Origin of the sequence: Allobosea sp., assembly GCF_035944895.1 — a bacterium.
GTDB lineage: Bacteria > Pseudomonadota > Alphaproteobacteria > Rhizobiales > Beijerinckiaceae > Allobosea.
Genome location: NZ_DASZAT010000010.1, coordinates 823,076 through 847,170 on the forward strand (window position 1 = coordinate 823,076; position 24,095 = coordinate 847,170).

The following is a 24,095-nucleotide window of genomic DNA, read 5'->3' on the forward strand; positions in this document are numbered from 1 at the left end:
AGGGCGACAAGCGGCTTCAGGCCTCATCCTTCGATCATGAGATCGCGGGATGCGAACCTGTATCCGCTCAGCCAGTTGCAACATGACCCGCGTCGGCGACGCGGACACCACCGATCGTACAGGAGCGATGCGATGATCCGATTCGACTTGGGCACAATGCGCCATGCCGCCCGAACGGCCCTTCGGCTGGCCATGGGTGGCTTGCTCGCCGCCGGATTGGCCGTGACTGCACAGGCGCAGGATCGCACCGCGATCTCGGGCACCACGGTCTCGCTGGCGCCGCTGAAGGGCTTCGTGCCGTCCAGCAAGTTCGCCGGCCTCGAGCATGCCGAGGCCAAGGCCTCGGTCCTGGTGGTGGAGATGCCGCCCGAGGCGCATGCGCAATTGCAGGCGCTGTTCGGCAACGCCGACACCGCAAAGGCGAACTTCGCCAAGCAGAACATCGTGATCGACGACGCCGAGGACATCGAGACGGCTGGCGGCAAGGGCCGCATCCTGACGGGCCAGCAGAATGTCGCCGGCACCACCTTCGACAAGTGGATCGTGCTGCTCAAGGGCGCCAAGACCGTGATGATCACGGTGCAGGCGCCGGAGGATTCCGATCTCGACGGCGACGATGTCGTCACCATGCTGAAGAGCGTCTCGCTCGGCGCCGAGCCGACGCTCGACCAGAAGCTCGCCGCTTTGCCTTTCCGCATCCGCGCCGCCGAGCCCTTCCGCGTCGTCGACACCTTCGGCGGCCTTGGCGTGCTGATGACCTCCGGCCCGCTGAACGTCGACCCCAAGGGCGCGCAGCCCATGCTGATCGTCAGCTACCAGACTGGCGGCCAGGTCCCGGCCGGCCAGTTGGCCGCCGTCGGCGAGAAGCTGCTGCAGACGACGCGCGGCTTCGAGAAGGCCGAGATCACCAAGCGCGAGACCGTCGCCTTCGCCGGCAGCAAGGACGGCGTGCTGCTCTCGGGCAAGACTGCAGAGGGCAGCACCGGCAAGCGCTTTGCCCAGTATATCGGCCTCGGCGCCGATGGGCGCTTCGTGCGCATGATCGTCAGCGCCGACGAAGCGACCTATCCCTCGCTGGAACCGGCGATCAAGGCGATCGCCGACAGCATCGCCTTCGCCCAGTGATCGCGTGACGCCACGACCCGGCGTCACCGATCTGCAACATTTGCCATGGCCGGCCGGCTGCTCCATACGCTGCCGGCCATGAGCTACACCATCGGCCTCGCCACCACGTTCCACGACCCCGCCATCGCCATCATCGATCCCGATGGCGAGGTCCTCTTCGCCGAGGCCACCGAGCGTTATCTGCAATACAAGCGCGCGCCGAACTGCGAACCGGATACGGCTGTGCGGATGGAAGGCCTGCTCAAGCGCTACATCCCGAAGGGCGCGCAGATCAGGCTCGCGACCAGCTGGGGCGAGGAGTTCACCGGCTTCCTCGACCAGATGAGCCGCGCCGGCTCCTTCAGCCTCGACGCGCTGCTGAAGCTCTCGCCCGCCTTCAACCGCTCGCTCGTGCCCGAGCGCAGCGAACGCGCCTTGATCGCCAACCTGCACCACCAGCAGCAGCGCGCCGGCCTCGGCACCGTGCTCGGCCTCGACCGCGCCTTCGGCGAGGCGAAGGTCGCCGGGATGAAGCGCTATGGCCACCATCTCAGCCATGCAGCTTACGCCTCCTGGTCCTCGCCCTTCCGCGATGCCGCCTGCCTCGTCGTCGACGGCATGGGCGAGACCGGCGCTTCCGCGGTCTTCGCGCTCCGGGACGGCCGCCTCACCGAGCTGAAGCGCCATCGCGGCCGCGAATCGATCGGCTTCTATTTCGGCTTCGTCACCGACCTTGCCGGCTTCGACCAGGCCAAGGGCGAGGAATGGAAGATCATGGGCCTCGCGCCCTATGGCAAAAGCGATCCCGAGCTGCTCGCTCTGCTTCGCAGGCTCTATCGCGTCGAAGGCACCAAGCTCATCTTCTCCGATGCCGCCACGGTCCAGCAGGTCGCCGACGAGATCCTGGCTCGCCGCCCGGCCGATGCGCTCGACAAGGGCTGGGCCGACCTCTCGCGCTGCGGCCAGGACGTCTTCGCCGAGATGATGGAGGCGCTGCTCGCCGAGACGGCAGCGCTCTGCCCCTCGGAGAATCTCGTGCTCGCCGGCGGCTGCGCGCTCAACTCCTCCTTCAACGGCAAGATCGTCGGCCGCCACGGCTTCAAGCGCGTGCACGTCCCCTCCGCCCCGGCCGATGACGGCAATGCGATCGGTGCCGCCTGGCTGGCCCATGCCGAGGCCAATCCGGACTGGCAGGCGCCCAAGGGGCCGATGAGCCCCTATCTCGGCTCCAGCCTTTCCACCGAGCCGTTCGAGCGCATGGCGACCTGGGAGCCGCGCCTGAAGAAGCTCTCGCCCGATGAGATCATCACCGCGACGGCCAAGCTCCTGGCGGAAGGCAAGCTGATCGGCTGGGCGCAGGGGCGTGCCGAGTTCGGGCCGCGCGCCCTCGGCAACCGCTCGATCCTGGCCGATCCGCGCCCGGCCGACGCCAAGGACATCCTCAACGCCAAGGTGAAGTATCGCGAGGCCTTCCGGCCCTTCGCCCCCTCGATCCTGGCCGAGCATGGCCCCGATTGGTTCGAGAACTACCAGGACGCGCCCTATATGGAGCGCACCCTGACCTGGAAGGAGACGGTACGCGATCGCGTGCCAGCAGTGGTCCACGAGGATGCGACCGGGCGCCTGCAGAGCGTCACTGCCGAGCGCAATCCGCGCTACCACGCGCTGATCTCGGCCTTCCACAAGCTCACCGACGTGCCGGTGATCCTCAACACCTCGTTCAACATCATGGGCAAGCCGATCCTGCACACCAGCGAGGATGCGATCCTGATGTTCTACACCTCAGGGCTCGATGCGCTGGTGGTCGAGGACTGGCTGCTGGTGAAGTGAGCGCCCACTTCGGCTGATCAGACACGGGAGGAGCGCGCCATGAGCGACCACAGCCGCTTTCTCTGCGAAGCCATCGAACTCGCGCAGGACAATATGAGGGATGGCGGCCGCCCGTTCGGCGCCGTCATCGTCAGGAACGGCGAGGTCATCGCCAGCGGCGTCAACGAGATCCTCAGGGCCAATGACCCGACCGCCCATGCCGAGCTGACGGCCATCCGCGCGGCGAGCAAGACGCTGGGATCGCCCAACCTCGCCGGATGCGCAGTCTATGCGAGCGGCCATCCCTGCCCGATGTGCATGGCGGCGATGCGGCTCGCCGGCATCGGAGAGGTCTACTACGCCTATTCAAACGACGATGGCGCACCCTTCGGGCTTTCGACGGCTGCGATCTATGCCGATCTGGCCAAGCCGTTCGCCGAGCAGTCGATGGCGATCCGCTACCTCCCGGTTCGCCTGAAGGCAGGTCCCGACCTCTATGTCGAATGGGCCGAACGGCAGGGCAAGTCGGCCTAGGTCTCGGCGAGAAACGAGCCGCCCCGCCCGGCACCATCACAGGACAGCCGGGTCACATCTCTGATCGCTCAGCAAAAAATCGATCCGCCGAAACTGCGGGCGGCGCGTCGGACGCGACCACCCCGCAATCCCGTATCGGCGTTCAGCTCGCCTGCTTGACGGCGATGCCCTTCTCTTCGAGCAGCGCCTGCAATTCGCCAGCCTGGAACATCTCGCGGGTGATGTCGCAACCGCCGACGAACTCACCCTTGACGTAGAGCTGCGGGATGGTCGGCCAGTTCGAATAGGCCTTGATGCCCTCGCGGATCTCCTGATCCTCCAGCACGTTGACGCCCTTGAACGGCACGCCGACGTAAGAGAGGATCTGCACGACCTGGCCGGAGAAGCCGCACATCGGGAATTGCGGCGTGCCCTTCATGAAGAGCACCACGTCGCTGGACTTCACTTCGGCATCGATGCGGGCGTTGACGTCGCTCATGGCTTTATCTCCAAATGCGGGTTCAAGGCCCGCCGGATGTACTCGTTCTAATTCTGGGGAACCGCAGTCGTCAGCGCAAGGGCATGCAGCACGCCGCCCATGTTTCCTTGCAGGGCGGCATAGACCATCTGGTGCTGCTGAACACGCGACTTGCCGGTGAAGGCAGCCGAGGTCACCGTCGCGGCATAGTGGTCGCCGTCCCCGGCGAGATCCTTGATCTCGACGATGGCGTCGGGGAACGCCGCCTTGATCATGCGCTCGATCTCGCTCGCTTCCATCGCCATGATGCGTCTCCTCAGTTGGCCTTGCCGGCCATGTAGTCGGGCAGCCAGCTCTCATGGGTCTTGCTGAGGGCTGCGATCGAGACAGCGGCCTCGCCCGGCAGGGCAAGCGCGCTGCCGCCGGTCTTGCCGATGATCTCAGCCGGCACGCCTGCCGCTTTCGCCTCAGCAACAACCGCTTCAGCGGCGCCCGCCGGCAGCGACAGCAGGTAGCGGCCCTGATCCTCGCCGAACAGCACGGCATGAGCCGGGCCGGCCGGCAGCGCCGTGATGCTGGCGCCGATGCCCTTGGCCATCGCCATCTCGGCGAGCGCGACAGCAAGGCCGCCATCCGAGAGGTCATGGCAGGCGGTGAGGCGGCCCGCGGTGATCAGCGCTCGCACGAACTCGCCATTGCGTCGCTCGACCGCAAGATCGACCGGCGGCGGCGCGCCCTCCTCGCGACCACAGACCGTCGCGAGATAGGCGCTCTGGCCGAGCCAACCCTTGGTCTCGCCGATCAGGACGATCGCCTCGCCCTCGGCCTTGAAGCCGACGGTCGCATGCTTCGTCACATCGGCGAGCACGCCGACGCCGCCGATGGTCGGGGTCGGCAGGATCGAGACACCGTTGGTCTCGTTGTAGAGCGAGACATTGCCGGAGACGACCGGGAAGTCGAGCGCCCTGCAGGCCTCGCCGATGCCGCGGATGCAGCCGACGAGCTGGCCCATCACCTCGGGCCGCTCCGGATTGCCGAAGTTGAGATTGTCGGTGATGGCGAGCGGCAAGGCGCCGACCGCGGTCAGGTTGCGCCAGGCTTCGGCCACGGCCTGCTTGCCGCCCTCGAACGGATCGGCCTCGCAATAGCGCGGCGTCACGTCGGCGGTCATGGCGAGGCCCTTCGGCCCCTCCTCGATGCGGACGATGCCGGCATCGCCGCCCGGCGTCACCGCCGAATTGCCGAGGATCAGCGTGTCGTATTGCTCGTAGATCCAGCGCTTCGATGACAGGTCGGGCGAACCGACCAGCGCCAGCAGCGCCTCGGCGTTCGACATCGGCGGCTTCACGCTGGCGGCCTCGACCACCGGCCGCTTCGGCGTCTCGACCCAGGGCCGGTCATATTCGGGAGCCTCGTCGCCGAGCTCCTTGATCGGCAGGTCGGCCATGGTCTCGCCGTCATGCTTGACGACGAACCGCAGCGTGTCGGTGGTCTTGCCGACCACGGCGAAGTCCAGGCCCCATTTGCGGAAGATCGCCTCGGCCGGCTCCTCATGGCCCGGCTTGATCACCATGAGCATGCGCTCCTGGCTTTCCGACAGCATCATCTCATAGGCGCTCATCTGCGCTTCGCGGCACGGCACCGCGTTGAGGTCGAGCTCGACGCCGAGATCGCCCTTGGCGCCCATCTCGACCGCCGAGCAGGTCAGGCCGGCCGCGCCCATGTCCTGGATCGCGTCGACATGGCCAGCGGCCATGATCTCGAGGCAGGCTTCGAGCAGCAGCTTCTCGGCGAAGGGGTCGCCGACCTGCACGGTCGGACGCTTCTCCTCGGCGCCCTCGTCGAAGGCCGCCGAGGCCATGGTCGCGCCATGGATGCCGTCGCGGCCGGTCTTGGAGCCGAGATAGACGATCGCCTTACCAACGCCCGAGGCCTTGGCGTAGAAGATCTCGTCGGAGCGCGCGAGGCCGACCGCCATGGCGTTGACGAGGTTGTTGCCGTCATAGCGGCGGTGGAAGCCGGTGGCGCCGCCGACATTGGGCACGCCGAAGGAATTGCCGTAGCCGCCGATGCCGGCAACGACGCCGGACACGAGATGGCGGGTCTTCGGATGGCTCGGATCGCCGAAGCGCAGTGCGTCGAGTACCGCGATCGGGCGCGCGCCCATGGTGAAGACGTCGCGCAGGATGCCACCGACGCCCGTCGTCGCGCCCTGATAGGGCTCGATGAAGGACGGGTGGTTGTGGCTCTCCATCTTGAAGACCACGGCGAGCCCGTCGCCGATGTCGATGACGCCGGCATTCTCGCCCGGGCCCTGGATCACCCAGGGCGCCTTGGTCGGCAGCGTCTTCAGATGGATCTTCGACGACTTGTACGAGCAGTGCTCGTTCCACATCGCCGAGACGATGCCGAGCTCGGTGATCGTCGGCTCACGCCCGATCAGGTGCAGGAAGCGCTGATATTCGTCCGGCTTGAGGCCGTGCTCGGCGACCAGCTGCGGGGTGATCTTGATGTCGTTGGGAATCACGCGGCCTGTTCCTGACGGAGGGGGCGAGCCAGAGGCTCGATCTCAAGCGGGGGCAATAGCCTGAAAACGGCCACCGATACAATCGCAGGCGACGCCTACCCGACCCCGATCTCCACCATGGCCGCCCGTAAGCTGGCCGGGATCGGCACCGGCGTCTGCGGACCACGCTCGACATAGACGTGGGTGAAGAGGCCCTGCGCCGCCGTGAGCGCGCCGCCCTGCCGAAAGATGCCGATCCGATAGGTCACCGAGGAACGACCGAGCTTCTCGACCGCGAGCGCGCCTTCGACGATCTCGGGAAAGGCGACACTCTCGAAATAATCGCAGCGCGTGCCGACCACGAGGCCGACGACCTTGCTCTCCTTCGCATCGAGGAAGCCCTGCTCGATCAGCCAGGCGTTCACCACCGTGTCGAACCAGTTGTAATAGATCACGTTGTTGACGTGGCCGAAGACGTCGTTGTCGGCCCAGCGCGTCGGGATGGTGCGGAACAGGCGGAAATCGGCCCGCCCCAGCCTGACCGGCTTCTCGCTCATGGCTTCTCCCCACCCGCCTTGTCGCCGGTGCCGATCTCGGGAACGCCGAGCGCATCCGCCAGCCGGGCCTTGGCCGAGCCGGGCCGCAACGGCTTCTGCTGGCTCTCATGCGGCGCCCAACCGGAGAGCCAGACGATCTCAAACGTCGCGCGCAGGCGCCCATCCGGATCGGAGAACCGCTCGGTATAAATCTCGGCCGCCCGCAGCAGCACGCTGCGCCGCAGCGGCTTGCGGCTGCGCTCGGTCAGCGCATTGGCCCAGCCCATGGCGCGCAGGTCCCGCAGCAGCCCGAACATGTCGCCATAGCGGACGGTGACGCTCTCGCTGTCGATCACGGGGAGCGCGAAACCTGCCCGCTGCAGCAAGCCGCCGAGATCGCGCAGATCGGCAAAGGGCGCGACACGCGGGCTCGCCCCGCCGGTCAATTCGACCTCGGCCGCCAGCAGCGACTGGCGCAATTCGGTCAGGCTCTGGCCGGCGAGCAGGCAGGCGATGAAGAGGCCGTCCGGCCTGAGCGCCCGCTTGATCTGAATCAGCGCGCCGGGCAGGTCGTTGACCGCGTGCAGCGCCAGCAGTGACGCCGCGAGATCGAGCGATTCCGCGGCGAAGGGCAAGGCTTCGAGATCGCCGACGAGCGTGGTGCTCGGCTCAGCGACCTCGGCCATGCGCAGCAATCCGCCCGCCCTCGCCTGCAGCACCGGCTCGGCCAATGGCAGCGGCGTGCCGAGATCGGCCGCCCGTTCGAAGCGGCGCAGCACCGCCGAGAGCCGCTCGTCGAGATCGCCGACGCAACGCGCCAGCAGGAAGTCGGGATAGCCGGCCGTAAGCGCAGCCGACAGGCGGCGGCGATAGAGCGCGCGGTCGAAGACGACGGAGCTCACCGCGCGCCCCGCCTCACTCCATCCCCTCCAGCTCGGCGATCAGCCCCTCGATCATCTTGAGCCCGATCTGCCAGAAGGCCGGATCGCGCGCGTCCAGGCCGAAGGGCTTCAACAGTTCGGAATGATGCTTGGTGCCGCCGGCCGAGAGCAGCGCGAAATAGCGTTCCTGAAAGCCCGAGGCCGAGTTCTGGTAGACGCCGTAGAGCGAGTTCACCAGGCAATCGCCGAAAGCATAGGCATAGACATAGAACGGCGAGTGGATGAAGTGCGGGATATAGGCCCAGAAGGTCTCATATCCCGGCCCGAGCCGGATCGCGGGGCCGAGGCTCTCCGACTGCACGCTGAGCCAGAGATCGCAGAGATTCTCCGCCGTCAGCTCGCCCTGCCGGCGCGCCTCGTGGACCTTGCGCTCGAAGGAGTAGAAGGCGATCTGGCGCACGACCGTATTGATCATGTCCTCGACCTTGGCCGCCAGCATCGCCTTGCGCTGCTTCTGGTCGCGGGTCTCGTCGAGCAGCTTGCGGAAGGTCAGCATCTCCCCGAACACGCTCGCCGTCTCGGCCAGCGTCAGCGGCGTCGGCGCCATCAGCGCCCCGTTCGGCCCGGCCAGCACCTGGTGCACGCCATGGCCGAGCTCATGCGCCAGCGTCATCACGTCGCGCGGCTTGCCCTGGTAGTTGAGCAGCACATACGGATGTGCGGATGGCACCGTAGGATGAGCAAATGCGCCCGGCGCCTTGCCCGGACGGGCCGGCGCATCGATCCAGCGTTCGTCGAAGAAGCGCTGAGCGATCCCCGCCATGTCGGCTGAGAAGTCGCCATAGGCCGAGAGCACCGTATCGCGTGCCTCCGTCCAGGGAATCGTGCGCTGCTCGACCTTGGGCAGCGGCGCATTGCGGTCCCAGTAGTCGAGCGCCTCCTGGCCAAACCACCGCGCCTTCAGCCTGTAGTAGCGATGCGACAGGCGCGGATAGGCCTCGCGCACCGCCGCGACCAAGGCATCAACGACCTCGCGCTCGACCCGGTTGGCCAGATGCCGGGAATCGGCGACGTCCTCGAACTTGCGCCAGCGGTCGGAGATCTCCTTGTCCTTGGCCAGCGTGTTGGTGATCAGGCCGAAGGTCCGCAGGTGCTGGCGGAAGACGGTTCCCAACACCTCCGCTGCCTCCTTACGCACGGCGCCATCGGCGTCCTGCAGCCGGTTCAGCGTCAGTTCGAGCGTGAGGTCGTCGCCGCCGACCTTGAAGCGCAGCGAGGCGATGGTCTCGTCGAAGAGCCGATTCCAGGCGCCGTGCCCGGTGACCGACTTCTCGTGGAAGAGTTCCTCGATCCGGTCTTCGAGCTGGTGCGGCTTATCCTTGGCGAGGTCTTCGAGCCAGGGCCTCCAGTGGCTGAGCGGCGCCTGCGCGGCAGCCTTGGCCAGCAGCGCCTCCTCGATCCGGTTGAGCTCGAGCCCGAAGAACAGCAGCTCGGTCGAGATCGCGGTGACCTTGTCCTGCGTGTCGCCATAGAACTTGGCGCGCTGCGGGTCGGTGGTGTCGCCGGAATAGACCAGGCCCGCATAGGACATGATCTTGCCGACCAGGTCCTCCAGCCCCTCATAGGCCTTGACCGCCTCGGCCAGCGCCGCGCTGGCGTCCTCGCGCCCGGCGAGCGCCGCGAGCTTGCCGCGATAGAGCTCGGCGAAGCGCCGCGCCTCGGTCGCGGCGCGCTCGACGTCGGCAGCGAAGGCCGGCGAATCCATCGCTGGGTAAAGATGCGTCAGATCCCATTCCGGCAGGGTGCCGAGCGCCTCGGCCGCGCCTCCGGCATGGGCGGCGCGTGCGATTGCGGGACGGTCGAAGGGGCGGGTCATGTCGTCTCTGCCTCGGCCTGTCGGGGTCGGTTGTGGCCCTCTCATATGCGCGGCCAACGCCTCGCGATCAACGGCAACGCTGTCACAGTCGCCCGATTTCCCGCAGGCTTCGCCGGCTTAAGCGGGGCTTAACCCTTCTCCCCGACAGTGACCCGAAACGGAACAGCCGATTCCGGCTAACCGCCTGGCCTGCCGAGGTTTCATGTCCGCTACGATCCTGGTCGTCGACGACGATCCCGTCCAGCGCCGGCTGCTCGATGCGATGCTGAAGCGCTTCGGCTACGAGGTTGCCCTGGCGGAAGGCGGCGAGCAGGCTCTGGCGGTCCTCGTCGACGAATCGCGGCGCATCGACTGCCTGATCCTCGACCTCGTCATGCCTGGCCTCGACGGCATGGGCGTGCTCGCGACGCTGCGCGAGCGCGGCAGCGAGGTCCCGGTGATCGTGCAGACCGCCAACGGCTCGATCGAGACCGTGGTCGCGGCGATGCGCGCCGGCGCCTCCGATTTCGTGGTCAAGCCGGCCGGGGCCGAGCGCCTGCAGGTCTCGCTCAAGAACGCACTCAAGCTCGGCGCTCTCGAGCACGAGATCCGCTACATGAAGCGGCGCGCCTCCGGGCAGCTCGGCTTCCGTGATCTCGCCAGCAAGAGCCAGGACATGGGCCGTGTCGTCCAGCTTGCCGAGCGCGCCGCCCGCTCCAACATCCCGATCCTCATCGAAGGCGAATCCGGCGTCGGCAAGGAGGTGCTCGCCCGCGCCATCCAGGGCTCCAGTGACCGCAAGGGCAAACCCTTCGTCACCGTCAATTGCGGGGCGATCCCGCACAACCTGGTCGAATCCATCCTGTTCGGCCATGAGAAGGGCGCCTTCACCGGCGCGACCGAGCGCCATATCGGCAAGTTCGTCGAAGCCAATGGCGGCACGCTCTTCCTCGACGAGGTCGGCGAATTGCCGCTCGATGCGCAGGTCAAGCTGCTGCGTGCGATCCAGGAGAGCGAGGTCGATCCGGTCGGCGGCAAGAAGTCGGTGCGCGTCGACATCCGCATCATCTCGGCGACCAACAAGAGCCTGCTGGAGCAGGTCAAGCGCGGCGAGTTCCGCGAGGACCTGTATTATCGCCTCAACGTCTTCCCGATCACGCTGCCGCCCTTGCGCCGGCGCCGCGAGGACGTCGCCGATCTCGCCCGCGGCTTCCTCGCCCGCTTCGCCGCCGAAGAAGGCCGCAAGCTGCGCGGCATCAGCGCCGAAGCCCTGACCCTCCTCGCCGACTATGACTGGCCCGGCAATGTCCGCCAGCTCGAGAACGCGATGTTCCGCGCCGTCGTGCTCTCCGATGGCGACGAGCTCACCATCGCCGAATTCCCACAGATCGCAGCGCAGATGGACGGGTTCGACGTGCGCATCCCGCCGGCGCCGGCCTCCATCGCCAGCGAGCCGCGTGGCGAAGCGCCGCCGCGCATCATCCAGGTGCCGGTGCGCGATCCCAATGCGCTCGACCTCGTCGCCGGCTCCGACATGCGCACGCTCGACGAGCTGGAGCGCGAGATCATCAAGTTCGCACTGGCCCATTACCGCGGCCATATGTCCGAGATCTCGCGCAAGCTCGGCATCGGCCGCTCGACGCTCTACCGCAAGCTCAAGGATTACGGGCTGATCGAAGGCGAGGACACCGCCGAAGGCGTCGACGCCGCCTGATCGAACCGAATCGAAACACCGTCTGCAGCTCACAGGGGGCGGGTTGCGGAGGGCGAATATCGGCCGCTGTTGCAAGGCGGCATCTTGTCGAAACAGGCCGAGTCACGCAGTTATCGGCGTAGATCGGCCAAGGACCGGGGAAGTTATCGATGCGCCTTCGCCGCCTGGCGGAAACCGTCTCAGCCACTACGCTTGGCCTCTCCCTGCTTCTCGCCTCCGCGACGGCCCAGGAGGCCGCTGGCGACATTGGCGTGCCGCTGCCCGAGCAGCCGGCTCTGGTCATCCTGAACAGCGATACCGGGCCGCAGAAGCTCGACATTCCCGCCCCGGCGGAAGTGACGCTAGACTTGCGCCCGTCGGCCGATTCGCAATCGGCGGACGCAGCCGAGACCAAGGAGATGGTCACCGGCGCGCTCTCGACGAGGCCGGACCGCACCCCGGCAGAGCTCGAGCTCGACCTGCCCGAGCCGGAGATGCCGCCGGTCGATCCGGCGCTGGTGAAGCCGGCCGAGCCCGCGCCGCAGCCGCAATTGGCCCAGCCCGCGCAGATCGACCTGCCGCCTCTTCCCGAGGTTGCAGTCACGATGCCGCCGGGGCTGGAACTTTCCGGCCGGATCGCAGCCCAGGCCGAGATCGCCGCCGCCCTGCCCCGCCTCTCCGCTCGCGAGCGGGCCGACATCGTTGCGGCCTATGCCGCCAACGAGAACCGGCCGTTCTGGATCGACGGCAAGGACCTAGGCACTTCCGGCAAGCAGATCGTCGCGCAGCTCGGCCACGCCAGCGATGACGGCCTGCGCGCCGGCGACTATCTGCTCCCGGTCTTCGAAAGCAGCGACAAGGACAGCCTCGCCGCGGCCGATATCCGGCTCTCGGCGCTGGCCGTGCTCTATGCCCGCGACGCCCGCGGCGGTCGTCTCGACCCGCGCCGTCTGTCGAAGCTGATCACGCCAAAGCTCGAACTGCCCTCGGCGACCGAGGTATTGTCCGAGCTCGCCGGTGCGGCCGATGCCGGCGCGGTGCTCGCCGCCTATAATCCCCGGCATGCCGGCTATCAGCACCTGAAGGCCAAGCTCGCCGAATTGCGCGCCCACAAACCGGAGACGCCGGTCGCCCGTATCCCTGCCGGCCCCATCCTCAAGGTCGGGATGCGCGATGCCCGCGTCCCGCTGATTCGCGCCCGGCTCGGCCTCGGCAGCAGCGAGGAGCCGGTTTATGACCGCTCGACCGCGCTGGCCCTGGCCGACTTCCAGAAGCAGGCGGGCCTACGCGCCGACGGCGTGCTCAGCGACCAGACCGTCGCCGCCCTCGCCATGCCGCGCTCGACCCGGCTGGAGAGCGACATCATCGCCCAGATGGAGCGCTGGCGCTGGCTGCCGAGCGATATCGGCGAGAACCGCATCGTCGTGAACATCCCGGAATACCGGATGCGCGTGATGCATGGCGACAAGCTCGCCTATGAATCGCGCGTGATCGTCGGCAAGCCGGAATCGGCGACGCCGGTGTTCTCGCACCGGATGGAGCACGTGGTCGTCAACCCGTCCTGGTTCGTACCGCCCTCGATCCTGAAGAAGGAGTTCCTGCCAGGACTTGCCAACGATCCGAACTATGCCGCCAGGCGCGGCTACGTCGTGACGCGGGGCAAGAACGGCAGCATCTCGGTGCGCCAGCCGCCGGGCGAGCGCAACGCGCTCGGCTGGATCAAGTTCATGTTCCCGAACGACCATGCCGTCTACCTGCACGACACGCCGAATCGCGGCCTGTTCGGTGCCGGCAAGCGCGCCTTCAGCCATGGCTGCGTGCGCGTCGAGAACCCGTTCGCCCTCGCCGACCAGGTGCTCGGGCCGGAGTGGACGAGCGAACGCCTGAAGCGGCTGATCGGTTCGGGCGAGCGCACCATCAAGCTGCCGCAGCCCCTGCAGATCCATCTCGTTTATGAGACGATCGTCGTAGATGCGGCCGGCGCCGTCACCACCTTCGACGATATCTACGGTTTCCACAGGCTGGTCAGGAACGCCCTCGAGCAGCGTTCCTGACCGTTCCGGCCTGGGAAAAGTCCCATTCGGCACGGTTTCGCCACGATCTGGCGGTAGCGAGCAATCTTGCTTGCCGGATTCCGGCGGGGAGTTGTCTCGCCGGTAACCTCCCGTTAAGCCTTCTCGGCAACTGTTCCTTCACGTTTACCGCTCCGGCTTGCCCGGCGCTTCGAGACGGGTCTGGCAGAGTGAGCAGGTCGAAAGCCGAGATCGCAGCACGGCTCCCGCGGTTTTTGCGGCTGAGCGCGCGTGCCGGCTTCCTGCTCGCCACGAGCGCAAGCGTCCTGGTGCTTGGCGTACGCGGCACGCAGAACGCCGTCGCCAACGGCGACACCCGCACGATCACGATCAAGCATATGCACACCAAGGAGGAGACGACCGTCACCTTCAAGCGTGACGGCCGCTACGATTCCTCGGCGCTGGAGAAGTTGAACTGGGCGCTGCGCGACTGGCGCATCGACGAGCCGATCCGGATGGATCCGCGCCTGTTCGACATAGCCTGGGAAGTCCATCGCAAGGTCGGCTCCGACCAGCCTTTCCACGTCGTCTCCGCCTATCGCTCGCCCGGCACCAACTCGATGCTGCGTCGGCGCTCGCGTGGCGTCGCCAAGCACAGCCAGCACATGCTCGGCAAGGCGATGGACTTCTACCTGCCGGACACCCCGACCGCCCGCATGCGCGAGGTCGCGATGCGGATGCAGCGCGGCGGCGTCGGCTTCTATCCCGGCGCCCATACCCCCTTCGTCCATCTCGATGCCGGCTCCGTCCGCTCCTGGCCGCGCATGACCCGCGACCAGCTCGTCCGCCTCTTCCCCGACGAGAAGACCGTGCACCTGCCGGCCGACGGCAAGCCGCTGGGCGGCTACGAGGTCGCCAAGGCCGAGATCCTCTCCAGCGGCGGCTCGGTGATGGGCTACGCCGCCGGGGATTACGACGAGGGCGCGATCATGGCGTCCAGCGGCGGCGGCAAGAGCTTCTGGGCCGCGCTGTTCGGCGGCGACGACGAGGAGGCAGATGCCCGCCCGACCCGCGGCCGTACGGCCGCAGCGCGTCGCGCGCCGACGCCGCAGCCGACCGTCATGGCCTATGCCGGCGACAGCAACAGCGGCGATGGCGGCCGCTTCGCCGTGTTCAACCCACAGCCGGCCCAGCCCGAGCCGAGCGGCCGCGCCGTTCTCCGCGAGCGCTCGAACCGCGCGACGACCACCACCGCGCCGCCGCCTGAGGAGACGCAGGTCGCTGCCTTGGCTCCTGCCCAGGTTGCGCCGCCCGAGCCGCCGAAGCCCGCCCCGATCGCAACCGCGCTTCCCGTGGCGCGCCCGAGCGGCCTGACGCCGCCGGTGCCAAACCCGCCGGCCGGTTCGCCGCAGCTCGCCGCGCTGGCGGCCGAGGCGACGGCCCTGCCGCTGCCCGCCTCCGAGCAGAAGCTCATCCTCGCCTCGCTACCGCCGCGTAGGCCGACCGACCTGCCGGGCCCGTCGCTTGAAACCATCCTGACCGGCAAGGCCGTCTCGGCCCCGCTGCCGCCGTCGCGCCCGGTCGCGCTGGCCAGCCTGTCGACCGAGGGACTGCGTCTCAACGACGACGCCGAGGACACCGAGAGCGCCGTTCCCGCCGGCGCCAAGCTGGTCGCGATCAATCATCCGATGCCGCCGGTCCGGCCGCGTCCGCCTGGCGCCCCGCCGGAGCAGGCCGGCACGACGCAGATCGCCGCGCGGCCGCGCAGCACCCCGATCGCCGCGGAATACAACGCCGACCGAGCCGGCCTCGACTCGCTCTTCGCCGCCGTCTCGGCGCCGGAGGCACCTGCCGCACGCCGCGCCACCGTCGCGACCGCCAAGGCGAAGGCCGGTTCGGAGGCTCGGGCCAAGGGCTGGGTCGCCGGCGCGAACCCCGCCGCTGCGCTCGGCTTCTCGGCCGCCGAGCCCAGCGATGTCGGCACCAGCGGCTTCACCGGCCCGGCGGTCAAGCCGCTGCCGACCACCTTCGTCCAGAACTGAGCGAGACCTCGGCCTATTCCTTGTCGATCGGCCAGGCCTTGAAGACGTCGAGCGCCTCGCAGGCCGCAGCCTGACGCGCCAGCGCCGGCCAACGTTCCTCCGGAACGAATTCCGGGATGACGAAGCGGCAGAAGCCCCAGGCGATCGCGGCGGCGATATCGCCCGGCCTGAGTTCGGGTCCAGCGCCGATCTCGCCGCGCTGGGCGGCCTGATCCAGCAAGTCCAGAGCCGTGTGGAGCTGCGAGAGGATGCGTTCCTGCCAGTTGTCGTAGCGCTTCTCTTCCGGCCGCTTGCGCTCGTATTCGACCGAAACCGCCTTGTCTGCGGCGACGATGCCGATGCCGGTCAGGCTGAGATCCCTGACCCGCGCCGCCTTGTCGGCCGGTCGCAGCGAGCGCCCGGCGACATCCTCCATATGCTGGATGATCAGCAGGGATTCGCTGAGCACCGTGCCGTCATCGGCGACCAGGCTCGGCGCCTTGATCAGCGGGTTGATCTTGCGGAACTCCGGCATGTGCCGGAACACCGAGACCGAGCGGTGTTCGAATTCGAGGCCAAGCAGGGTCCCGGTGATGGCGGCGCGCCGCACATAGGGGCTGTCGAGCATTCCAACCAGCAGCATCGTGATCTCCCATTGTCGTGGTGGGAACACTGGCCGCTTGCGGACGCCTTGCCACGCAAATTCGGGTGAAGCTCGACTTCACACCATTTGATGCTCGTCGGCGGGATAGTCCTCGGGCGCCAATTCACCGGCCGCGATCTTCGCCTGAACCGCTGCCTGGCAGGGATCCCAGGCGGGGGTGTTGCCAAAGCGTTCCAGCATCAGGTCGATCAACACCCGCACCTTGCCGGGCACATAGGAGCCCGGTGGGCGCACGACATGCAGCGCGCTCTCGCGCATCGGATAGCGCCAGAGGATATGCTCGACCCCCCCGGCCCGGATCGCGTCGCTGGCGATGAAGGTCGGCAGCACGACGATGCCGAGCCCGGCCTCGGCCCATTTCAACAGGGTGTCGCCATTGTCCGAGCGCAGCCGCCCGGAAGGGCGAACAGAGACCCAGCGCCGGCCCATGCGGAAGCCCCAGTCGACGACGCTGTTGCCGGAATAGACCAGGCATTCGTGCCGGGCGAGGTCGAGCGGCGTCTCGGGCCGGCCATGGCGGGCGAAATAATCGGGGCTGCCTAGCACCGCCGCCTTCACCGGCGCGATGCGTCGCGCCACCAGACTCGAATCCTTGAGCGAACCGATCCGGATCGCGGCATCGAAGCGCTCGCCGATCAGATCGACCTGGCGATCGCTGGCTTCGACGTCGAGCTCCAGCTTCGGGTGCCGCTGGGCGAGTTCCGCCAGCACCGGCGCGAGATGCCGGTAGCCGAAGGAGAGCGGCATCGACAGCCTCAGGCGCCCGGCGACACCTTCGGATTGCTGCGCCACCGCCTCGCGCGCCTCGGCGAGCTCGGACAGGATGCGCTCGCCGCGCGCCTTGAACTCCAGCCCCGCCTCCGTGGCGGCGACGCCGCGGGTCGTGCGGCTGAGCAGGCGCGTGCCGAGATCGGCCTCCAGACGGGTGATACGGCGGCTGACGATCGACTTCGCCAGGCCGAGATTATGCGCGGCCCGGCCGAAGCCGCCGGCATCGACGACGGCGACGAAGCTCCTGATATCGTCGATCTCGGACATGAGGCGCTCCGCAAGCGTTCCTGGATGAGCAACAGATTGGTGCCCAATATGGGCATTCTGGTGCGGCAAGTGAACCGCTACCTCTCCCTCATCAAATCCCGCTTTCGCAGGAAGGCCGCCCCGAGGCGCGCTCCGAGACAAACAGCCCCCGTTTCATCGGCCTGCCGGCGTCACACGCGTTCACAGATGAGGAAGCCATGCTCGACAAGCTCAAGAAGCGCCGCACGCAATATGCCCTCGGCAAGAACCTGCCGATCTCCGAAACGCAGGTCGATGCCCTGATCAGGGAAGCGATCCGCCTCTCCCCCTCCAGCTTCAATTCGCAGAGCTCGCGCGCCGTGATTCTCTTCGGCCGGGAGAGCGACAAGTTCTGGAGCATCGCCAAGGAAGCCCTTCAGGCGATCGTGCCGGCGGCCGATTTCGCCGGGACAGCCAAGAAGATCGAAGGCTTCGCCAGCGGCGCCGGGACCGTGCTGTTCTACGAGGATCAGGAGCCAGTGAAGGCGCTCCAGGCCAATTTCCCGCTCTATGCGCACAACTTCCCGGTCTGGTCGGAGCATTCCACCGGCATGGCGCAGCTGGCAGTGTGGACCGCGCTTGCCGATGTCGGTATCGGCGCGAGCCTCCAGCACTACCATCCGCTCGTCGACGCCGAGGTCGCCAAGACCTGGAACATCCCCGCGTCCTGGAAGCTCACCGCGCAGATGCCCTTCGGTTCCAATGAGGCGGGCTTTGCGGAGAAGACCTTCATCGACGATGAGCTCCGCTTCCGCACCCATCGTTGACCGGACGCGGCTCAGGCTGATTGCCTGAAGCAACACAGTGAAGAATAAAGCGCCGCCGGGGGAGCACCCCCAGGCGGCGTTTTTTTGTGCAATGCACACTGATTCCCGCTGAAATGGGCTGTTCCTGCCGGGATTGAGCTCCCCAACATTGGTTTCAAGGCCGCCAGCCGGGCGGCTCGAGCCGTCCAGCGCGCGCCTCGGCGCTTGCAAAGACGCCGCTCCTGTCGGATGCCATAGGGAAATGTCTGCAGGTTTCGCAGTTGCTCGCTAGGCTGAACGGCCGGGCTCACAGCAGGAGGGGGAGCGTAGTGAAGATCGGTTCGCCTAAGGAACTCTTCGCGGGTGAGGCGCGTGTCGCCATGACCCCCGACAGTGCGCAGCAGCTGCAGAAACTCGGCTATGACTGCCTCATCGAGACCGGAGCGGGCCTCGCCGCCGGCTTCACCGATGACGCCTACCGGGCGGCCGGCGTGACAGTCGTCGAGACGGCCGCCGCGCTCTGGGACGAAGCCGACATCATCGCCAAGGTACGTCCGCCCGAGACCGCGGAAGTCGAGCGCCTCAAGGCCGGCAAGACGCTGATCTCGTTCTTCTATCCCGCGCAGAACAAGGAGCTCCTCGAGCTCTGCAAGGGCAAGGACGCCAACGTCATCGCCATGGACATGGTGCCGCGCATCTCGCGCGCCCAGAAGATGGACGCGCTCTCGTCCATGGCCAACATCGCCGGCTATCGCGCCGTGATCGAGGCCGGCAACAATTTCGGCCGCTTCTTCACCGGCCAGATCACCGCTGCCGGCAAGGTGCCCCCCGCCAAGGTGCTGGTGGTCGGTGCCGGCGTCGCCGGCCTTGCTGCGATCGGTACCGCGACCTCGCTCGGCGCCATCACCTACGCCTTCGACGTCCGCCCGGAAGTGGCCGAGCAGATCGAATCGATGGGCGCCGAGTTCGTCTTCCTCGACTTCAAGGGCCAGCAGCAGGACGGCGCCGCGACCGGCGGCTATGCCGCGCCGTCGAGCCCCGAGTTCCGCGAGGCCCAGCTCAAGAGGTTCCGCGAGCTCGCCCCGCAGATCGACATCGTCATCACCACGGCGCTGATCCCCGGCCGCGATGCGCCGGTGCTGTGGACCAAGGACATGGTTGAGGCGATGAAGCCCGGCTCGGTCATCGTCGACCTCGCCGCCGAACGCGGCGGCAATTGCGAGCTGACCAAGCCGGACGAGAAGATCGTCACCCCGAACGGGGTCACGATCGTCGGCTACACCGACTTCCCGAGCCGGATGGCGGCCCAGTCCTCGACGCTCTACGCCACCAATATCCGCCACATGATGACGGACCTGACGCCGGCCAAGGACGGCAAGCCCGTCCACAACATGGAGGACGACGTCATCCGCGGCGCGACGGTGACCTTCGAGGGCGCCATCACCTTCCCGCCGCCGCCGCCCAAGGTCGCCGCGATCGCGGCCCAGAAGCCGAAGGAGAAGGCCAAGGAGCTGACGCCCGAGGAGAAGCGGGCGAAGGAAGCGGCCGCCTTCAAGGCGCAGACCCAGTCTCAACTGATGCTGCTCGGCGTCGGCACCGTGCTGATGCTGATCGTCGGCGCCTATGCGCCGGTGAGCTTCATGAGTCACTTCATCGTCTTCGCCCTCGCCTGCTTCGTCGGCTTCCAGGTGATCTGGAACGTCTCGCATTCGCTGCATACGCCGCTGATGGCCGTCACCAACGCGATCTCCGGCATCATCGTGCTCGGTGCCTTGCTGCAGATCGGCTCGTCCAGCTGGCTCGTCACCTTCCTGGCGATGATCTCGGTGCTGATCGCCTCCATCAACATCGTCGGCGGCTTCCTGGTCACGCGCCGGATGCTCGCCATGTTCCAGAAGTCCTGAGGGGGCCGCAGTGAGCATCGGTATCGTTTCTGCGGCTTACATCTCCGCCGCCATCCTGTTCATCCTCTCCCTCGGTGGCCTCTCGAACCAGGAAAGCGCCAAGCGTGCGGTCTGGTACGGCATCGTCGGCATGGCGCTCGCCGTCATCGCCACGGTCTTCGGCCCCGGCAGCGGCAAGCTCTGGCTCGTCATCGTCATGTTCGCCATCGCGGCCGCCATCGGCTGGCAGGTGGCGATGAAGGTCCAGATGACGGAAATGCCGCAGCTGGTCGCGGCGCTGCACTCCTTCGTCGGCCTCGCAGCGGTCCTGATCGGCTTCAACGCCCATATCGAGCTCGCCTCGGTGATGAAGCTCGATGCGGTGGCCCGCGAGGCGCTGACCGGCTTTGCCGGCGTGCTCGCGCACAAGACCGGGGTCGAGATCTCGATCCTGAAGGTCGAGGTCTTCCTCGGCGTCTTCATCGGCGCGGTCACCTTCACCGGCTCGATCATCGCCTTCGGCAAGCTCGCCGGAAAGGTCGACGGCAAGGCCAAGAAGCTGCCCGGCGGCCATATGCTGAACGCCGGCGCCGCAGCGCTCTCGCTGCTGCTGCTGATCCTCTACGTGCAGGGAGCGGGCTTCTGGGCCCTCTTCCTGATGACGCTGCTCGCCTTCTTCATCGGCTACCACCTGATCATGGGCATCGGCGGCGCCGACATGCCGGTCGTGGTCTCGATGCTGAACAGCTATTCGGGCTGGGCCGCGGCTGCGATCGGCTTCACGCTCGGCAACGATCTCTTGATCGTCGTCGGCGCGCTGGTCGGCTCGTCGGGCGCGATCCTCAGCTACATCATGTGCAAGGCGATGAACCGCTCCTTCATCTCGGTCATCCTCGGCGGCTTCGGCAACACCACCGGACCGGCGCAGGCGATCGAGGGCGAGCAGATCGCGATCGATGTCGACGGCGTCGCCACCGCGCTGAACGACGCCGACAGCGTCATCATCGTGCCGGGCTACGGCATGGCGGTGGCGCAGGCGCAGCAATCGGTCTCGGAGCTGACCCGCAAACTGCGCGCCGCCGGCAAGGAGGTGCGCTTCGCCATCCACCCGGTGGCCGGGCGCCTGCCGGGCCATATGAACGTGCTGCTCGCCGAGGCGAAGGTGCCCTACGACATCGTGCTGGAGATGGACGAGATCAACGAGGACTTCCCGAATACGGACGTCGCGATCGTCATCGGCTCGAACGACATCGTCAATCCGGCGGCGCAGGAGGACCCGAACTCGCCGATCGCCGGCATGCCGGTGCTCGAGGTCTGGAAGGCGAAGCAGGTCTTCGTCTCCAAACGCGGCCAGGGCACGGGCTATTCCGGCATCGAGAACCCGCTCTTCTACAAGGAGAACACGCGGATGTTCTACGGCGACGCCAAGAAGAGCCTCGACGAACTGCTGCCCAAAATCGCCTGATCGCACAGGCCGTGCAGCCCGGGCACCGGGCTGCACGAGCGACTGGCAGAAACAGAAAAGCCCGCCCAGCGACATCGCCGGGTGGGCTGTTTTTTTTTGCGAAGGCGCTGGTTCAGGCGGCTTTCGCCAGCTCCGGCGCAACCGTAAAGGGCGCAGCCGTCTTGGCCTTGACCTCGTCGAGCGTCACGTCAGGCGCCAGCTCGATCAGGGTCAGTCCGCCGCCCTTGGCCTTGTCGCAGGCCATGACGCAGAGATCGGTAATGATCAGGTCGACCACGCCCGCGCCGGTCAGCGGCAGCGAGCAGCGCTCCAGCACCTTGGATTCGCCCGCCTTGTTGGCGTGATCCATCACCACGATCACCTTCTTGACGCCGGCGACGAGATCCATCGCGCCGCCCATGCCCTTCACCATCTTGCCGGGAATGGTCCAGTTGGCGATGTCGCCATTGGCCGCGACTTCCATGGCGCCGAGGATGGTCAGGTCGATATGGCCGCCACGGATCATCGCGAACGAGTCGGCCGAGGAGAAGAAGCTCGAGCTCGGCAGGATCGTGATCGTCTGCTTGCCGGCATTGATCAGGTCGGGGTCGGCCTCGCCCTCATAGGGGAAGGGACCGATGCCGAGCAGGCCGTTCTCGGATTGCAGCGTTACGTCGACGCCCTCGGGGATGTAATTCGCCACCAGCGTCGGGATGCCGATGCCGAGATTGACGTAGAAGCCGTCCTGCAGCTCCTTGGCGGCGCGGGCGGCCACCTGTTCACGGGTCCAGGCCATCAGGCGGTCTCCCTCTTGCGCTCGGTGAGCTTCTCGATCTTCTTCTCGTTGATCGTGCTCTTGATCAGGCGGTCGACATAGATGCCGGGCGTATGGATCGCCTCGGGATCGAGCGAACCGACCGGCACGATCTCCTCGACCTCGGCGACGGTGACCTTGCCGGCGGTCGCCATGTTCGGGTTGAAGTTGCGCGCGGTGCGCCGATAGACGAGGTTGCCGGCCGTGTCGGCCTTCCAGGCCTTGACGATGGCGAGATCGGCGCGGAGCCAGGTCTCGCGAACGTAAAGCTGGCCCTCGAACTCCTCGACCGGCTTGCCCTCGGCCACCACCGTGCCGACGCCGGTACGGGTGTAGAAGGCGGGGATGCCGGCGCCGCCGGCGCGGATACGCTCGGCCAGCGTGCCCTGCGGGTTGAGCTCCAGTTCGAGCTCGCCGGAGAGATATTGCTGCTCGAACAGCTTGTTCTCGCCGACATAGGACGCGATCATCTTCTTGATCTGCCGGGTCTGCAGCAGCATCCACAGGCCGAAGCCGTCGGCGCCGGCATTGTTCGAGATCACGGTGAGGTTCTTCACGCCGGCATCGCGGATCTGCGGGATCAGGCTCTCCGGGTTGCCCGACAGGCCGAAACCGCCGGACATGATCGTCATCCCGTCGAACAGCAGCCCCTCCAGGGCCGCCGCCGGGCTGTCATAGACCTTCTGCGTCATTCAGTTTCACTCCCGTTGTCCTTGGATCGCCTTGGGCGGCTTGCCGTCAGGCGCGTTCGAGTCCGATGGCGATGCCCTGGCCGACACCGATGCACATGGTGGCGAGCGCGCGGCGCTTGCCAGTGAGCGACAGCTCCAGTGCGGCGGTGCCGGCGATGCGGGCGCCCGACATGCCGAGCGGATGGCCGAGCGCGATCGCCCCACCGTTCGGGTTAACATGGGCGCCGTCTTCGGCGATGCCGAGCTCGCGCAGCACGGCGATGCCCTGGCTGGCGAAAGCCTCGTTGAGCTCGACGATGTCGAAGTCCGTCGGCTTGATGCCCAGCCGTTCGCAGAGCTTGCGCGTGGCCGGGACAGGCCCGAGACCCATGACGCGCGGCGCGACGCCGCCGGTGGCGCCGCCAAGGACACGCGCCAGCGGGGTCAGGCCGTATTTCGCCGCCGCCTTCTCGGAGGCGACAATCAGCGCCGCGGCGCCGTCATTGACGCCTGAGGCGTTGCCGGCGGTGACCGTGCCGCCTTCCTTCCTGAAGGGCGTCGGCAGCTTGGCGAGCTTCTCCAGCGTGGTGTCGCCGCGCGGGTGCTCATCGCTCTCGACGCGGACGGGTTCGCCCTTGCGCTGCGGGATGACGACCGGAACGATCTCCTTGCCGAGCCGTCCGTTCTGCTGGGCCGCGACAGCCTTGAGCTGCGAGCGCAGCGCAAAGGCGTCCTGGTCGGCACGGCTGATCTTGCAGTCGGCCGCGACGTTCTCGCCGGTCTCCGGCATGGAATCGACGCCGTATTGCGCCTTCATCAGCGGATTGATGAAGCGCCAGCCGATAGTGGTGTCGTGGATCTCGGCATGGCGCGAGAAGGCGCTGTCGGCCTTCGGCAGGACGAAGGGCGCGCGCGACATGCTCTCGACGCCGCCGGCAATCATCAGTTCGGCCTCGCCGGCCTTGATCGCGCGGGCGGCGGCGATCACCGCATCCATGCCCGAGCCGCAGAGCCGGTTCATCGTCGTGCCGGGCACCTCCTTCGGCAGGCCGGCCAGCAGCAGCGACATGCGCGCGACGTTGCGGTTGTCCTCGCCCGCCTGGTTGGCGCAGCCGAAGATCACATCGTCGACAGCGCCGAAATCGACGCCCGGATTGCGCTCGACCAAGGCCTTCAGCGGCACGGCGCCGAGATCATCCGCCCGCACCGAAGACAGGGAGCCGCCAAAACGGCCGATCGGCGTGCGGACATAGGCGCAGATGAAGGCTTCGCTCATGCGGGGCAACCCTTGTTGTTTCCTCGGATGTCATGCGCCGCCGGACGCGACAGATGCAAATTGTCTTTCGTCCGGACTGCCGGCGCCTGCTTGCAGGGGAATATGCAGCAGCGAAACTCTTATGTTAAATGAA

The 24,095-nt window shown here is 67.2% G+C and carries 20 protein-coding genes; 9 read left to right on the forward strand and 11 right to left on the reverse strand.

Translation table 11 applies throughout. The features are described from left to right. The first annotated feature begins 132 nt into the window (after positions 1-132). The 3 genes from VGV58_RS19585 to VGV58_RS19595 all read left to right on the forward strand — a co-directional run bounded on the left by VGV58_RS19585 (position 133) and on the right by VGV58_RS19595 (position 3,447). Entirely contained in the window at positions 133-1,125 is a 993-nt protein-coding gene (locus VGV58_RS19585) for a hypothetical protein (RefSeq protein WP_326875701.1), read from the forward strand. Between the two features lie 78 nt (positions 1,126-1,203). Next, a complete protein-coding gene (locus VGV58_RS19590) occupies positions 1,204-2,934 on the forward strand; it encodes a carbamoyltransferase family protein (RefSeq protein ID WP_326876174.1) in 1,731 nt (576 codons plus the stop codon). Between the two features lie 39 nt (positions 2,935-2,973). After that, a complete protein-coding gene (locus VGV58_RS19595; RefSeq protein ID WP_326875702.1) occupies positions 2,974-3,447 on the forward strand; it encodes a nucleoside deaminase in 474 nt (157 codons plus the stop codon). A 142-nt stretch (positions 3,448-3,589) separates the two neighbouring features. Here VGV58_RS19595 and grxD read toward each other — a convergent pair whose 3' ends face one another. From grxD to VGV58_RS19625, 6 genes are all read right to left on the reverse strand, one after another. Next, positions 3,590-3,925 (reverse strand): Grx4 family monothiol glutaredoxin, encoded by a 336-nt coding sequence (gene grxD, locus VGV58_RS19600; RefSeq protein WP_091836387.1) that lies wholly within the window; start codon positions 3,923-3,925, stop codon positions 3,590-3,592. A 47-nt stretch (positions 3,926-3,972) separates the two neighbouring features. Further along, complete coding sequence (locus VGV58_RS19605; protein ID WP_326875703.1) at positions 3,973-4,209, reverse strand: BolA family transcriptional regulator; 237 nt, start codon at positions 4,207-4,209, stop codon at positions 3,973-3,975. Positions 4,210-4,220: 11 nt separating this feature from the next. Then, complete coding sequence (gene purL, locus VGV58_RS19610; protein ID WP_326875704.1) at positions 4,221-6,431, reverse strand: phosphoribosylformylglycinamidine synthase subunit PurL; 2,211 nt, start codon at positions 6,429-6,431, stop codon at positions 4,221-4,223. 95 nt (positions 6,432-6,526) lie between these two features. Continuing rightward, a complete protein-coding gene (locus VGV58_RS19615; protein ID WP_326875705.1) occupies positions 6,527-6,967 on the reverse strand; it encodes an acyl-CoA thioesterase in 441 nt (146 codons plus the stop codon). Continuing rightward, the gene (locus VGV58_RS19620; protein WP_326875706.1) at positions 6,964-7,848 is read right to left on the reverse strand and encodes a methyltransferase domain-containing protein; all 885 of its coding nucleotides are present in this window, start codon (positions 7,846-7,848) and stop codon (positions 6,964-6,966) included. The genes VGV58_RS19615 and VGV58_RS19620 overlap by 4 nt, the downstream gene beginning before the upstream one ends. 13 nt (positions 7,849-7,861) lie before the next feature. Further along, positions 7,862-9,703, reverse strand: coding sequence for a M3 family oligoendopeptidase (locus VGV58_RS19625; RefSeq protein ID WP_326875707.1), 1,842 nt, complete (start codon positions 9,701-9,703; stop codon positions 7,862-7,864). Between the two features lie 202 nt (positions 9,704-9,905). Here VGV58_RS19625 and VGV58_RS19630 point away from each other — a divergent pair, with 202 nt between their 5' ends. The 3 genes from VGV58_RS19630 to VGV58_RS19640 all read left to right on the forward strand — a co-directional run bounded on the left by VGV58_RS19630 (position 9,906) and on the right by VGV58_RS19640 (position 15,429). Continuing rightward, a complete protein-coding gene (locus tag VGV58_RS19630) occupies positions 9,906-11,396 on the forward strand; it encodes a sigma-54-dependent transcriptional regulator (protein WP_326875708.1) in 1,491 nt (496 codons plus the stop codon). A 149-nt stretch (positions 11,397-11,545) separates the two neighbouring features. Further along, positions 11,546-13,429, forward strand: coding sequence for a L,D-transpeptidase family protein (locus VGV58_RS19635; protein ID WP_326875709.1), 1,884 nt, complete (start codon positions 11,546-11,548; stop codon positions 13,427-13,429). A gap of 188 nt (positions 13,430-13,617) precedes the next feature. Next, entirely contained in the window at positions 13,618-15,429 is a 1,812-nt protein-coding gene (locus tag VGV58_RS19640) for a peptidoglycan L,D-endopeptidase MepK (protein ID WP_326875710.1), read from the forward strand. Positions 15,430-15,442: 13 nt separating this feature from the next. Here VGV58_RS19640 and VGV58_RS19645 read toward each other — a convergent pair whose 3' ends face one another. Together VGV58_RS19645 and VGV58_RS19650 are read right to left on the reverse strand one after the other, a co-directional pair. Beyond that, the gene (locus VGV58_RS19645) at positions 15,443-16,051 is read right to left on the reverse strand and encodes a glutathione S-transferase family protein (protein ID WP_326875711.1); all 609 of its coding nucleotides are present in this window, start codon (positions 16,049-16,051) and stop codon (positions 15,443-15,445) included. Positions 16,052-16,129: 78 nt separating this feature from the next. Then, positions 16,130-17,110 (reverse strand): LysR family transcriptional regulator, encoded by a 981-nt coding sequence (locus tag VGV58_RS19650; protein ID WP_326875712.1) that lies wholly within the window; start codon positions 17,108-17,110, stop codon positions 16,130-16,132. 197 nt (positions 17,111-17,307) lie between these two features. Between VGV58_RS19650 and VGV58_RS19655 the strand changes: the two genes are divergently transcribed. The 3 genes from VGV58_RS19655 to VGV58_RS19665 all read left to right on the forward strand — a co-directional run bounded on the left by VGV58_RS19655 (position 17,308) and on the right by VGV58_RS19665 (position 21,222). Next, positions 17,308-17,895, forward strand: coding sequence for a nitroreductase family protein (locus tag VGV58_RS19655; RefSeq protein ID WP_326875713.1), 588 nt, complete (start codon positions 17,308-17,310; stop codon positions 17,893-17,895). Positions 17,896-18,203: 308 nt separating this feature from the next. Next, positions 18,204-19,778, forward strand: a complete 1,575-nt coding sequence (locus VGV58_RS19660) for a Re/Si-specific NAD(P)(+) transhydrogenase subunit alpha (protein ID WP_326875714.1) — start codon at positions 18,204-18,206, stop codon at positions 19,776-19,778. A 10-nt stretch (positions 19,779-19,788) separates the two neighbouring features. After that, the gene (locus VGV58_RS19665) at positions 19,789-21,222 is read left to right on the forward strand and encodes an NAD(P)(+) transhydrogenase (Re/Si-specific) subunit beta (protein ID WP_091836415.1); all 1,434 of its coding nucleotides are present in this window, start codon (positions 19,789-19,791) and stop codon (positions 21,220-21,222) included. 112 nt (positions 21,223-21,334) lie between these two features. Here VGV58_RS19665 and VGV58_RS19670 read toward each other — a convergent pair whose 3' ends face one another. Genes VGV58_RS19670 through pcaF form a run of 3 tightly spaced genes read right to left on the reverse strand, consistent with a single transcriptional unit; the run spans position 21,335 to position 23,962 of the window. Then, entirely contained in the window at positions 21,335-21,997 is a 663-nt protein-coding gene (locus VGV58_RS19670) for a 3-oxoacid CoA-transferase subunit B (RefSeq protein ID WP_326875715.1), read from the reverse strand. After that, positions 21,997-22,707: a CoA transferase subunit A gene (locus VGV58_RS19675; protein WP_326875716.1), complete on the reverse strand. Its 711-nt coding sequence runs from the start codon at positions 22,705-22,707 to the stop codon at positions 21,997-21,999. The genes VGV58_RS19670 and VGV58_RS19675 overlap by 1 nt, the downstream gene beginning before the upstream one ends. A 46-nt stretch (positions 22,708-22,753) precedes the next feature. Continuing rightward, on the reverse strand, positions 22,754-23,962 hold the full coding sequence (gene pcaF, locus VGV58_RS19680) for a 3-oxoadipyl-CoA thiolase (protein ID WP_326875717.1): 1,209 nt from the start codon (positions 23,960-23,962) through the stop codon (positions 22,754-22,756). Between the last annotated feature and the right edge of the window lie 133 nt (positions 23,963-24,095).